The organism is Loktanella sp. PT4BL, assembly GCF_003201935.1.
Taxonomy (GTDB): Bacteria; Pseudomonadota; Alphaproteobacteria; order Rhodobacterales; family Rhodobacteraceae; genus Yoonia.
In genome coordinates, this window is sequence record NZ_QJJL01000005.1 from 103,308 (window position 1) to 115,415 (window position 12,108).

Consider the following 12,108-nt stretch of genomic DNA (forward strand, 5'->3'; position numbering starts at 1 on the left):
TTTTCGTTGCGGCTGACATAACCACCCGAGGCGGGCATGAAAAGGGGCTGTGACCCTATGCCGTTTCCAGTGGCGGCACGCATGTCGTAAATAGCAATCTATGCGCCGCTGATAGTATCCTCTTGGACAGGCGCAGGGTCCAGATAGTATGCAACAGCAGTGCCGCCCGAGACAGAGGATTCTGGACCCTGATGAAACGCTATTCCGCCTTTGCAGTTGCCAAAGAAGCCATGCGCCAACACACCGGTTGGGACCGCGCCTGGGCCAAACGCGCGCCCAAAAAGAAATACGACGTGATTATCGTGGGTGCGGGCGGGCATGGTCTGGCCACGGCCTATTACCTAGGCAAGAACTTTGGGATCACCAATGTGGCCATTCTTGAAAAAGGCTGGCTGGGTGGCGGGAATACGGGCCGGAATACGACGATTATCCGCTCGAACTACCTGCAGGATCCTTCTGCGGCGATCTATGAAAAGTCGCGTTCTCTCTATGAGACGATGAGCCAGGACCTCAACTACAACGTCATGTTCAGCCCGCGCGGCGTGATCATGCTGGCCCAGACCCAGCATGAGGTGCGCGGCTATAAACGCACCGCCCATGCCAATGCGCTGCAAGGGGTGACGACCGAATGGATTGATGCGGCCCGCGTCAAGGAACTCTGCCCGATCATGAATATCGACGGGCCGCGCTATCCGGTGCTTGGCGGTTTGTGGCAGGCGCGTGGCGGTACTGCGCGCCACGATGCGGTGGCCTGGGGCTATGCGCGGGCCTGTTCCGATATGGGCATGGACGTGATCCAGCAATGCGAAGTCAAAGCGGTGCGTCAGGAGAACGGCAAGGTTGTGGGCGTAGATACCACCCAAGGGCCGATTGATTGCGACAAGCTGGGGATGGTTGTGGCAGGGCATTCCGGTGTGCTGGCACAAATGGCAGGGTTCCGTCTGCCGATTGAAAGTGTCGCGCTGCAGGCACTGGTGTCAGAGCCGATCAAGCCCTGCATGGATGTGGTTGTGATGGCCAACACCGTCCACGGCTATATGAGCCAGTCCGACAAGGGCGAAATGGTCATTGGCGGCGGCACCGACGGCTATAACAACTACACCCAGCGCGGATCGTTCCACCATATCGAGGAAACTGTGCGCGCCCTGGTCGAGACCTTCCCGATGATTGCACGTTTGAAAATGCTGCGCCAATGGGGCGGGATCGTGGATGTGACGGGCGACCGCTCGCCCATCCTGTCGAAAACCCCTGTTGAGGGCGTCTTCGTCAACTGCGGCTGGGGCACCGGCGGGTTCAAGGCGATCCCGGGGTCCGGATGGGCCATGGCCGAGTTGATGGCCAAAGGACAATCACCGCTGACCGACGAGTTCAGCATGTTCCGCTTCCGCGAGGGCAAGTTCATTGATGAAAGCGTGGCAGCAGGGGTGGCGCATTGATGTTCAGCACAGTCCAGCCAGACCGCGTCTGCGCGTCACTAATCAAACCTATCCTCGTCATCTTCGGACAGTCCACCACGCAACCCGTCGATGACCACAAAGATTATGGCCGTCGAGAGGATTCCCCCTATGACAATCAGCAAAAGTTCCATGAGATGAGCCTAGCATCAGGCCACCCCACTGCGACCCCTGCGGGCCGTGGCTGTGCGATATCGGCGGAATTAGTGCCTGTTCGCGCAAATGCGTGGGGGATTTTCGCTCATATCCCTTTCGTTCTGAACGCATCGCGTTTCCCAAATACCGAGGTTCAACCATGCTGACCCTGCATTGCCCTTATTGCGGCGTCGATGCCGATGAGACTGATTTGCACGCGGGTGGCGAAGCCCATCTCAAGCGCGAAGGACCCGGCGCATCGGATGTGGACTTCGAGGATTACCTCTTTATGCGCGAGAACCCAAAAGGCGTGCATTTCGAACGCTGGCGCCATGCCTATGGCTGCGGCAAATGGTTTCTGGCCGCGCGCTGCACCAACACATTGCAGGTCTTCGGCACCTATCCGGCCCAGACGCTTGAGCCACCACAAGAGATAAAAGACAAGATTTCGGCCGCGCGTCCCGGTTGGTCTTGGGGGAATTTGACATGAGCACCCGTCTGGCCGGTCAGGGCCGTTTGATCAACAAAAACAAGGCTGTGTCATTCACGTTTAATGGCAAGCACTTGCACGGGTTTGAAGGTGACACGCTGGCATCGGCGTTGCTCGCCAATGACCAGATGCTGGTGGGGCGGTCGTTCAAATACCACCGTCCGCGCGGCGTTGTGGCCTCGGGCGCGGAAGAGCCCAATGGCCTCGTGAACCTTGGCAAAGGTGCGCAGTTCGAACCCAATGCGCGGGTGACGACTACCGAACTCTTCGAGGGGCTGACGGCGCAGTCGCAAAACCACTGGCCGAGCCTCGAATTCGATGTGGGTGCGATCAACACGCATCTGTCGCGGTTCCTGCCTGCGGGTTTCTACTACAAGATGTTCATGTATCCGCAGTCGTTCTGGAAGCATGTTTACGAGCCCATCATCCGCAAATCGGCGGGTCTGGGCAAAGCCCCGAAAGACCGTGATCAGGATACATACGAGCATTTCAACTGTCATGTGGACGTGCTGGTTGTGGGTGGCGGCATTGCCGGTCTTGCGGCCGCACATGCCGCAGGCGCGCGCGGTGCGCGGGTGTTGCTGGTCGAACAGACCGCCGATTGGGGCGGGCGTGCGGTGGTTGATACGCCGACCATTGATGCCATGCCTGCACAGGACTGGATTGATGCCACGGTCAAAGCACTTGAAGCCATGCCAAACGTTGACCTGCGCCTGCGCTGTATGGGGGCAGGGGTCTATGACCACGGCTATACGCTGGCCTATGAACGCCTGACCGATCACGCGCCCGATACCGAAGGTCCGCGCCATCGTCTGTGGCGGATCCGTGCCAAGCAGATTGTGACCGCGACCGGTGCGATCGAGCGGCCTTTGTCTTTTGCTGCCAATGACTTGCCCGGTGTGATGCTGGCCTCGGCTGTGCGCGACTATGCGGTGAATTTTGGCGTCTCCATTGGCGACCGGACCGTGGTCGTGACCAATAACGACGATGCATACCGCACGGCAATTGTGCTGAAAGAGGCGGGCCTTGATGTGCCCGTGATCGTTGACGCGCGGGCCGAAGCCGAGGGTGAGCTGATCGACCGCGCCCGCGCGCTGGGGATCCGCATCGAGATGGGCAAGGGGATTGCCAAGGTCAAAGGCGGCAAGCGTGTGACCGGTGTCGCACTTTGTGCGCAGGCCGGTGAAGGCGGGGTCCTTGAGGAGATCGACTGTGATTGCGTTGCGATGTCGGGCGGGTGGTCACCGGTGGTGCACCTGTGGTCGCACTGCGGTGGCAAGCTGAACTGGGATGCGGAACAGGTGATGTTCCGCCCCGATCCCGACCGCGCGCCAACTGGCGCAGATGGTCTGCCATTCGTTATGACCGCAGGAATTGCAAACGGGCATCTGTTTACGGCCGAGGTTGTCTGTGATGGCTGGGCAGCAGGGCGTGCAGCGGCGAAAGCCACAGGCCACACCAAACGCGGCCCGCAGGCACCTATGGGCGAGGATGCGGCGGAAGGTGCGATTTCGCCCGTCTGGTTGATGCCGCTGGGCGCAAGCCATGCGCTGCGGTCCAAGGCGTGGCTGGATTTCCAGAATGATGTGAAGGTCAGTGATGTGCAATTGGCCGCCCAAGAGGGCTTTGAGAGCGTCGAGCACACGAAACGTTATACAACGCTGGGGATGGCGACAGATCAGGGCAAGTTGAGCAATATCAACGGTCTGGCGATCCTTTCGCAATCGCTGAATGCAGATATTCCCGATGTGGGTACGACTACCTTCCGCCCGCCCTATACACCGATCTCGATGGCCTCGATTGCCGGTGCCGCACGCGACGAGTTGTTCCAGCCGCTGCGCATGACGCCGATCTCGGCGTGGTCCAACGCTCATGGGGCCGATAACGAACCGGTCGGCCAATGGCGCAGGCCTTTTGCCTACGTGCGGTCCGGTGAGAGCGTCCATGACGCGGTGAACCGCGAAGTGAAGAACACCCGCGAGAACCTTGGCCTGCTTGATGCATCGACCCTAGGCAAGCTGATCGTCAAAGGGCCGGACGCGGGCAAGTTCCTCGACATGATGTACACCAACATGATGTCGACACTGCCGGTGGGCAAATGCCGTTACGGCCTCATGTGCTCCGAAAACGGGTTCCTGATGGATGACGGTGTTGTTGTCCGCATGGCCGAGGATACATGGCTGTGTCACACCACGACCGGCGGAGCCGAACACATCCACGCCCATATGGAAGACTGGCTGCAATGCGAATGGTGGGACTGGAAAGTCTATGTCGCCAATGTCACCGAACAATATGCCCAGATCGCGGTTGTGGGGCCTAATGCACGTAAACTGCTGCGCAAACTGGGCGGTATGGATGTCAGCGCCGAGGCGCTGCCGTTCATGACCTATGCAGCAGGCAAGATCGGCGATTTTGACGCGCGCGTCTTCCGCATCTCTTTCTCGGGTGAGTTGTCTTACGAGATTGCCGTTCCTGCCGGACAGGGTGCGGCCTTCTGGGAGGCGCTGATGGAAGCAGGCGAGGAATTCGGAATCATGCCGTATGGCACCGAAACCCTGCACATCCTGCGCGCCGAGAAGGGCTTTATCATGATCGGGGATGAAACCGACGGTACGGTCATTCCGCAGGATCTCAATCTGCAATGGGCGCTGTCGAAGAAGAAAGAAGACTACCTTGGCAAACGCGCGCATGAGCGCAGCCATATGGCCGACCCGAACCGCTGGAAACTGGTCGGGCTTGAGACCGAGGATGGATCGGTTCTGCCGGACGGGGCCTATGCGATTGCCGAGGGGACAAATGCCAACGGGCAGCGCAATACCCAGGGCCGCGTGACCTCGACCTATTATTCCGCCAATCTTGAGCGCGGCATCGCGATGGGGCTGGTGCATCGCGGGCCCGAGCGGATCGGCGAGGTTATTGAGTTCAACAAAGTCGATGGCACGACTGTGCGGGCAAGGATCGTTGATCCGGTCGTCTATGATAAAGAAGGGGAGAAGCAGAATGTCTAATGCTGTCAGTGCATTACAAGGCAAGGTTGCCCCGGGTGAAGTGACGATCCGCGAGGCGGGATTGCAGGGCATGATTATCCTGCGCGGTGATCTGGCGGATAAGAAACTGCGCGCCGTTTGCACAGGGATCTCTGGCGTCGGTTTTCCGGCGCAGGGTCAAGCAAACAGCGAGGGCAAGAAGGGCCTCTGCTGGATGTCGCCCGACGAGATATTGGTCCTTGTGCCCTATGATGAGGTGGCCGAAGCCATCGCCGCAATCGACAAGGCGTTGACGGGCACGCATTATCTGGCCGAGAACGTGTCAGACGCGCGGGCGGTATTGATTGTCGAAGGTGCGTTCTGCCGCGAGGTGATCGCGAAACTGGCGCCTGTTGATCTGCATCCTGACACCTTCAAACCGGGCGATTTCCGCCGCACGCGTCTGGGGCAGGTGGCTGCGGCCTTCTGGATGCGCGATGAGGATACATTTCAGGTGATCTGTTTCCGCTCCGTCGCGGAATATGCGTTCAACCTGCTGGCGGCCTCTGCCAAGGCAGGGCAGGTCGGGTATTTTCCATCATGATGACCTTTCACAAGCTCTATGTCGATGAGAGCGGCGAAAGTCATTGGGAGGACGTGACGGTCACCCTTGAAGAGCGGGTTTTTGCACCGCCAGCCAAAGCCATCGCGGTGTCACAGCCTGAAGCAGCCAAAAGAACCATGTTTTTAAGACTAAAGGCAGGATGGGATGAACCCATTCACCCGACGCCTGTTGCGCAAAAACTGATCTGTCTCGCAGGGATGGTCCGCGTGACCGCCAGTGACGGAGAGGCACGCGACATCGGGCCAGGCGATGTGTGGCATATGCAAGACACGTACGGGAAGGGCCATCACACGGTGGTCACCAGCGACGTCGATTTCGAAGCGGTTATTATCCAGTTCGCATAGGTATGGCGGGCGTAATTTTAGGGCGTTGCGGAACCAAAACAGCCGCGCGTAGAAATGACAGTTCAGCAGTTTGTGCTCACGCGCAGCGCCGTGTCCATAATGGTCCGTTCATTGCTTTTTTGTGGGTTTTCCGAAATGATCGGGCTGCGCAATCAGGAGATTGACTAAGATGGTTCAGGTCTTGGGAATTGGTGGCGTGTTCTTCCGCGCCAAGGATCCTGCCGCTTTGGCGCAGTGGTATCACACCCATCTGGGCATCAATCCGGTTCCGAACGGGCCAGACGACAGGCCGTGGATCACGCAAGAGGGGGTGACGATCTTTTCACCTTTTGATGCAGATACAGACTATTTTCCCAAAGACCGTGCGTTCATGCTGAATTTTCGCGTGGCCGATCTTGAGGCTGCGCTTGCAGAGCTGGCAGATGCAGGGATCACAGCGACTGATCGCACACAGATGGACGGTGTCGGGCAATTTGCACGCATCCACGATCCAGAAGGCAACCCGATCGAGCTTTGGCAACCTGCGGGACCCTGAATGTCATAGGTGGATTTCGGCAATCAGACGACCGTGTCCCGCCGCGTACCCTTGACGTTAGCTGTCCATGTGACATGTAACGGGTATCCTTTCCTCAATACAGAAAGACACAAGCTATGGCTTTTTCGCTTCCCGACCTTCCTTACGCACATGACGCGCTTGCCAGCAAAGGCATGTCCGCTGAAACGCTCGAATTTCACCACGACCTGCACCACAACGCCTATGTCACCAATGGCAACAAGGCGATTGAAGGCACCGAGTGGGAGGGTAAATCCCTCGAAGAGATCATCGTCGGCACTTACGACAAATCTGCTGTTGCGCAGAACGGCATCTTCAACAACATCAGCCAGCTTTGGAACCACAACCAGTTCTGGGAAATGATGAGCCCGAATGACAGCGCGATGCCAGGCGAGCTTGAAAAAGCACTAGTCGAGAGCTTTGGTTCGGTTGACGAATTCAAGTCGCAGTTCAGCGCCGCAGGTGCGGGCCAGTTCGGTTCGGGCTGGTGCTGGCTTGTGAAGAACGCGGATGGCTCCTTGGCGGTGACCAAGACCGAAAACGGTGTGAACCCGCTGTGCTTTGGCCAGACCGCCCTTTTGGGCTGTGATGTATGGGAACACTCCTACTACATCGATTACCGCAACAAGCGCCCGGCCTATCTGACCAACTTCCTTGATAATCTGGTCAACTGGGAAAACGTCGCTTCGCGCATGTAATCCTGTCTGATCTGGACAATCTGAAAGGCCCGTGTGACATCGCTCATACGGGCCTTTTGCTTGGAGGAAGTGATGATCGGACCAAGGTTAAACGAAATCGTTGCCGCGAAAGCCCACGTGCAAGCAGACCTGATTGAGACACCGATCCTGCCGCTGACCTCTGCCCGTTGGCATGGGCTGTTGCCAAAGGGCGCAGGCGTTACTGTCAAGCTTGAGCTCTTTCAACAAGCCGGGTCATTCAAAGCGCGTGGTGCTTTGCTGGGGATGCGCAATCTTGACGCGGCGCAGCGTGCGGCGGGTGTTGTTGCGGCGAGCGGTGGCAATCACGCACTGGCGGTGTCATGGGCCGCGCAAGCCGCAGGTGTGGATGCGCTGATCGCAATGCCAAAGGCCACTGATCCTGCCCGCATTGCCGGTTGTCAGGCGCTGGGTGCGACCGTCACTTTGCACGATGATATGGCTGCGGCTTTTGCCGCGATGAACGCGGCAGCCGAGGAAGGCCGGACCCTCATGCATCCCTATGAGGCGGATCATATGATCCTTGGCGCGGCGACCTGCGGCCACGAATACGCCGTGCAGGCGCCGCAGATAGATACGTTCGTTGTTCCCGTCGGGGGCGGGGGCATGATCAGCGGCATGGCCTGTGCGATCAAACAGATGAACCCCGCTGCCACGGTGATCGGTGTTGAACCTTTCGGTGCGGATAGTATGTCGCAAAGCCTTGCAGCGGGTCAGCCGGTGCAACTCGATAGAGTTGCCACCATCGCAGACAGTCTTGGCGCACCGCTCGCGCTGCCGCTGACCTATGGTGTAAGCCGCGCCTATGTGGACCGGATCGTCAAGATTGAAGACCACGATATGCTGGCGGCGATGGATGTCTATCAAAACATCCTGCGCATCACGGCCGAACCGGCTTGTGCGGCCTCACTGGCGGCCATCATGGGGTCGTTGAAGGCGGAACTGGCAGGGCGCCGGATCGGGATTATTGCCTGCGGGTCCAATATTTCGCTCGGGCGGTATGCGGAGTTGATGCAGGCGCTATAGCACGGCTTTCAGTTTGGCCTCGAGATCGGCGATGTCCTCGGCGACCTGAACGAATGACAGGATGTCGTCGCCCGCAAAGCCCTCGTCGACCACATGCACGAGCAGATCGCGCAGCGGGTCCCAGAAGCCTTCGGTATTGAGCAATATTAGCGGTTTGATGTGAAGTTTGAGTTGCCGCCACGTCAGCGCCTCAAAGAACTCATCGAGTGATCCCGCACCGCCCGGAAGCACGACAATGGCATCGGCGTTCATAAACATCACTTTCTTGCGCTCGTGCATTGTCTCGGTCACCACGAAGGTATCCAGATCGCGCTTGCCCACTTCCCAATCCATCAGATGGGTCGGGATCACGCCAAAGGTCTTGCCGCCGGCCGCCTGAACCGCATTGGCCACACGGCCCATCAGCCCCACATCACCTGCGCCATAAACCAGACGCCAGCCATTGGCGGCCAGCATCTCGCCTGTGGCTTTGGCAGCTTCGGCATAGGCAGGTGCAGCGCCGTCCCGAGAGCCACAGTAGACGCAAACTGATTTTGGATGTGCAGACATTGTGGTTCCTTCGCGCTAGCTTCACTTTGACCGGTCATAGCGGCGTTGTTAAGGTGTCTCAACCTTGACTATAGGTTTGCCTACAGCGGGCATTGTAAAAGGGGCGAAACTTGGAAGAAGACGTGAAATCAGGCGCAAAGCCTGTGGTACTGGGCAGCATCGCTGCTGTGGCCATCGGTGTGTTGATTTTTGTAATGATGCCGCGACCGGAAGCAGATGAACCGCCCGCAGATGTGGTCGCCGAGACACCTGTTCTTGCCGCGCCCGAATCCGCCGCCGCGCCTGAACCTGCCCCGGATATCGTGGCCGAAGCCCCCGAGCCAAAGCAAGCGCAGCAGGTGCCGGAGTTCGATACGTTCCGCGTAGAGCCTGACGGCAGCATGGTGATCGCGGGACGCGCCGAGCCGGGGCAAACCGTTGATGTTATTCTGGCAGGAGAAGCGATTGACCGCGTCATTGCCGACTCAGCGGGCAATTTTGTCTCACTGCCCGTCGCAGGCCCCGCCGCACAACCACGCAGGTTGTCATTGCTGGCAGATCCGGAGGGCGAGGCGGTTGCTTCGACCACAAGTTACATGGTGGCGCCCATTGCGGCCCCCGTCGTAATCGCCGCGGCGGAAGACCCCGCACCGGCTGTCACCGATGCCGCCCCGCAAGCACCGGCTGATCCGGTGCAGGACACCACGGCGGACGCGGCGCCTATTGCGGCACCACAAGCGCCAAGCTTGCCGGATGCTGACCTTGCACCTGCGGCACCCGTGGCCCCCACAGTGCTGCAAGCGGATGCGGATGGTGTGCGCGTCGTTCAGGCGAGCCCCACGCTCGCGTCACCCGAAGCCCAGCCAAACGTCGCCCTTGATGCGATCACCTATGATCCAGAGGGTGAAGTCCAGCTTTCCGGCCGCGCCACAGGTGACGGGGCCGTTCAGGTTTATATCGACAACGAACCGGTCACAGCCGCGCCTGTCACCGAGGGCGGCGACTGGCGGATTGATCTGCCCGATATCGCAACAGGTGTTTACACGCTGCGGATTGACGAAGTGGATGCAGAGGGTGGTGTAGTTTCGCGCCTTGAAACCCCGTTCCGGCGCGAAGAGGCCGCTGACGTGGCGGCGGTGCTGGCCGAAGAAACAGCCGTCGAGGGCTTTGAAGTGGCGGTTCGTACCGTGCAACCCGGTGCGACGCTCTGGGCCATTGCCGAAGAGAACCTTGGCGCGGGCATCTTTTACGTCGAGGTCTTTGAAGCAAACCGCGATCTGATCCGCGACCCTGACCTGATCTACCCCGGTCAAATCTTTCGTATCCCCGAGATCACGCAATAGCGCGCGGGCCTCTGGTCATCTTTGGATCACAGGCTTAGGAATGACGCCTCAAGCCGTGGAGTCCCAATGCGTGGTCTAGAAAAAACCGATGCCAATCTGAGCGATGCCCAAATCCAGGGGTGGAACGTCATTCGCCGCGTGGTGCCCTATCTGTGGCCGGAGGGGCAGACATGGGTCAAACGCCGTGTGGTGATTGCGCTGGCCGTGCTCTTGCTCTCCAAGGTGATCGCGGTCGGCACACCTGTTCTTTATAAACAGGCCGTTGATGCCTTGGCGCCCGAGGGGGCGACGGCGGCCACAGTGCTGGGCTTGGGGGCCGTCGGCCTGACGCTGGCTTATGGTTTGGCGCGGCTGATGTCGGTGGGCTTTCAGCAATTGCGCGATGTGGTCTTTACGCGCGTCGGGCAACGGGCTTTGCGGCAGCTTGCGCTTGAAACCTTTACCCACATCCACCGCCTTTCGATGCGCTACCATATCACCCGCAAGACGGGTGGTCTGTCGCGCGTGATCGAACGTGGCGTGAAAGGCGTGGATTTCCTTCTGCGCTTCTTGCTGTTCTCGATGGGGCCGCTGGTTCTTGAACTGCTGATGATCTCTGTGGTCCTCTTTTTCCTCTTTGATGTCTGGTATTTGGCGGTCGTTGTGCTGACCATCGCGCTTTACGTCTGGTTCACCTTCAAGGTGACGGAATGGCGGGTAAAAATCCGCAAGGAAATGAACGATCAGGACACCGATGCGAACCAGAAGGCGATCGACAGTCTGTTGAATTTCGAAACGGTCAAGTATTTCGGCGCCGAGCGCTGGGAGGCCGACCGCTATGACCTTGCGATGGCGAATTATGAAAACGCTGCAATCCGTACCAATTACTCGCTCGCTTTTCTGAATTTCGGCCAGTCGTTACTGATTACCGGCGGTCTGGTCGCGGTGATGGTCATGGCCGCCTTGGGTGTGCAACGGGGCGATCTGACCGTGGGCGATTTCGTGATGGTCAATGCCTATATGATCCAGATCACGATGCCGCTGAACTTTCTTGGCACGGTTTACCGCGAAATCCGGCAGGCCCTGATTGATATGGGCGATATGTTTGACCTGCTCGAACAACCCGCCGAGGTGACGGATAAACCGGACGCGAAACCGCTTGAGGTGAAAGGCGGGCGTGTCGTCTTGCAGGACGTCAGCTTTGGCTATGATGCCGCGCGGCCAATCCTGAAAGGCGTCAGCCTTGAGGTGGCTCCCGGTCAGACCGTGGCGATTGTGGGCTCTTCGGGGTCGGGTAAATCGACCATCGGGCGGTTGCTGTTCCGGTTCTATGACGTCAGCGGCGGGGCGCTTTTGATTGATGGGCAGGATGTGCGGGATGTCACGCAGGAGAGCCTCCACGCACAGATCGGTGTTGTTCCGCAGGATACCGTGCTCTTCAACGACACCGTACATTACAACATTGCCTACGGGCGGCCCACGGCCGGCGAAGATGAGATTATCGCGGCGGCCAAAGCTGCCAAAATTCATGAGTTTATCATCAGCCTGCCAGACGGCTATCAAACGACTGTGGGTGAGCGTGGGTTGAAGCTTTCGGGGGGTGAGAAGCAGCGGGTGGGGATCGCGCGGACGCTCTTGAAGAACCCGCCGATCCTGTTGCTGGATGAGGCGACAAGCGCGCTTGATACCGAAACCGAAAGGGAAATTCAGGCCGAGTTGAAGGCGATGGGCGAGGGGCGCACGGTGATTACGATTGCGCACCGCCTATCCACGATTGCCGATGCCGATCTGATCGTGGTGCTGGAAAACGGTGTCATTGTCGAAGAAGGTCGCCATGACGCCCTTCTGGCTGCCGAAGGGCGCTATGCGCATTTGTGGAACAGACAGTCCGAGGAAGAAGAGGCGACGGTCTAGTTCGCGCCGACCGGATCAAAGGGCCCGCCGTTCGA

At 58.9% G+C, this 12,108-nt stretch carries 11 protein-coding genes; 10 read left to right on the plus strand and 1 reads right to left on the minus strand.

Features of this window, described 5'->3' with window-relative positions; translation table 11 throughout:
* The first annotated feature begins 191 nt into the window (after window positions 1–191).
* From C7964_RS15265 to C7964_RS15300, 8 genes are all read left to right on the plus strand, one after another.
* Window positions 192–1,436 carry a sarcosine oxidase subunit beta family protein gene (locus C7964_RS15265; protein ID WP_110280527.1) on the plus strand — a complete coding sequence of 415 codons (1,245 nt, stop codon included), beginning with the start codon at window positions 192–194 and terminating at the stop codon, window positions 1,434–1,436.
* Between the two features lie 313 nt (window positions 1,437–1,749).
* Window positions 1,750–2,079, plus strand: a complete 330-nt coding sequence (locus C7964_RS15270) for a sarcosine oxidase subunit delta (RefSeq protein ID WP_110280528.1) — start codon at window positions 1,750–1,752, stop codon at window positions 2,077–2,079.
* A complete protein-coding gene (locus C7964_RS15275) occupies window positions 2,076–5,087 on the plus strand; it encodes a sarcosine oxidase subunit alpha family protein (RefSeq protein WP_110280593.1) in 3,012 nt (1,003 codons plus the stop codon). The genes C7964_RS15270 and C7964_RS15275 overlap by 4 nt, the downstream gene beginning before the upstream one ends.
* Window positions 5,080–5,649, plus strand: a complete 570-nt coding sequence (locus C7964_RS15280) for a sarcosine oxidase subunit gamma (protein ID WP_110280529.1) — start codon at window positions 5,080–5,082, stop codon at window positions 5,647–5,649. The genes C7964_RS15275 and C7964_RS15280 overlap by 8 nt, the downstream gene beginning before the upstream one ends.
* Window positions 5,646–6,014: a cupin domain-containing protein gene (locus C7964_RS15285; RefSeq protein ID WP_286163985.1), complete on the plus strand. Its 369-nt coding sequence runs from the start codon at window positions 5,646–5,648 to the stop codon at window positions 6,012–6,014. Before C7964_RS15280 ends, C7964_RS15285 begins: the two co-directional genes overlap by 4 nt.
* Window positions 6,015–6,183: 169 nt before the next feature.
* Complete coding sequence (locus tag C7964_RS15290; protein WP_110280530.1) at window positions 6,184–6,549, plus strand: VOC family protein; 366 nt, start codon at window positions 6,184–6,186, stop codon at window positions 6,547–6,549.
* Window positions 6,550–6,665: 116 nt separating this feature from the next.
* Entirely contained in the window at window positions 6,666–7,265 is a 600-nt protein-coding gene (locus C7964_RS15295; RefSeq protein ID WP_110280531.1) for a superoxide dismutase, read from the plus strand.
* Between the two features lie 72 nt (window positions 7,266–7,337).
* Window positions 7,338–8,309, plus strand: a complete 972-nt coding sequence (locus C7964_RS15300) for a threonine ammonia-lyase (RefSeq protein WP_110280532.1) — start codon at window positions 7,338–7,340, stop codon at window positions 8,307–8,309.
* Here the strand turns inward: C7964_RS15300 and C7964_RS15305 are convergent.
* Entirely contained in the window at window positions 8,304–8,858 is a 555-nt protein-coding gene (locus C7964_RS15305; RefSeq protein WP_110280533.1) for an LOG family protein, read from the minus strand. The genes C7964_RS15300 and C7964_RS15305 overlap by 6 nt on opposite strands.
* A gap of 110 nt (window positions 8,859–8,968) precedes the next feature.
* On the opposite strand from C7964_RS15305, the gene C7964_RS15310 reads away from it, so the two are divergent.
* Both C7964_RS15310 and C7964_RS15315 read left to right on the plus strand, forming a co-directional pair.
* On the plus strand, window positions 8,969–10,180 hold the full coding sequence (locus C7964_RS15310; RefSeq protein WP_110280534.1) for a LysM peptidoglycan-binding domain-containing protein: 1,212 nt from the start codon (window positions 8,969–8,971) through the stop codon (window positions 10,178–10,180).
* Window positions 10,181–10,246: 66 nt separating this feature from the next.
* On the plus strand, window positions 10,247–12,073 hold the full coding sequence (locus C7964_RS15315; RefSeq protein WP_110280535.1) for an ABCB family ABC transporter ATP-binding protein/permease: 1,827 nt from the start codon (window positions 10,247–10,249) through the stop codon (window positions 12,071–12,073).
* The last annotated feature ends 35 nt before the right edge of the window (window positions 12,074–12,108 follow it).

Bases quoted from the DNA above. Each gene is read 5' to 3' on its own strand.
- C7964_RS15280 (WP_110280529.1), top strand. From the start codon at position 5,080: ATGTCTAATGCTGTCAGTGCATTACAAGGCAAGGTTGCCCCGGGTGAA.
- C7964_RS15315 (WP_110280535.1), top strand. From the start codon at position 10,247: ATGCGTGGTCTAGAAAAAACCGATGCCAATCTGAGCGATGCCCAAATC.
- C7964_RS15265 (WP_110280527.1), top strand. From the start codon at position 192: ATGAAACGCTATTCCGCCTTTGCAGTTGCCAAAGAAGCCATGCGCCAA.
- C7964_RS15295 (WP_110280531.1), top strand. From the start codon at position 6,666: ATGGCTTTTTCGCTTCCCGACCTTCCTTACGCACATGACGCGCTTGCC.
- C7964_RS15290 (WP_110280530.1), top strand. From the start codon at position 6,184: ATGGTTCAGGTCTTGGGAATTGGTGGCGTGTTCTTCCGCGCCAAGGAT.
- C7964_RS15305 (WP_110280533.1), bottom strand. From the start codon at position 8,858: ATGTCTGCACATCCAAAATCAGTTTGCGTCTACTGTGGCTCTCGGGAC.
- C7964_RS15285 (WP_286163985.1), top strand. From the start codon at position 5,646: ATGATGACCTTTCACAAGCTCTATGTCGATGAGAGCGGCGAAAGTCAT.
- C7964_RS15270 (WP_110280528.1), top strand. From the start codon at position 1,750: ATGCTGACCCTGCATTGCCCTTATTGCGGCGTCGATGCCGATGAGACT.
- C7964_RS15275 (WP_110280593.1), top strand. From the start codon at position 2,076: ATGAGCACCCGTCTGGCCGGTCAGGGCCGTTTGATCAACAAAAACAAG.
- C7964_RS15300 (WP_110280532.1), top strand. From the start codon at position 7,338: ATGATCGGACCAAGGTTAAACGAAATCGTTGCCGCGAAAGCCCACGTG.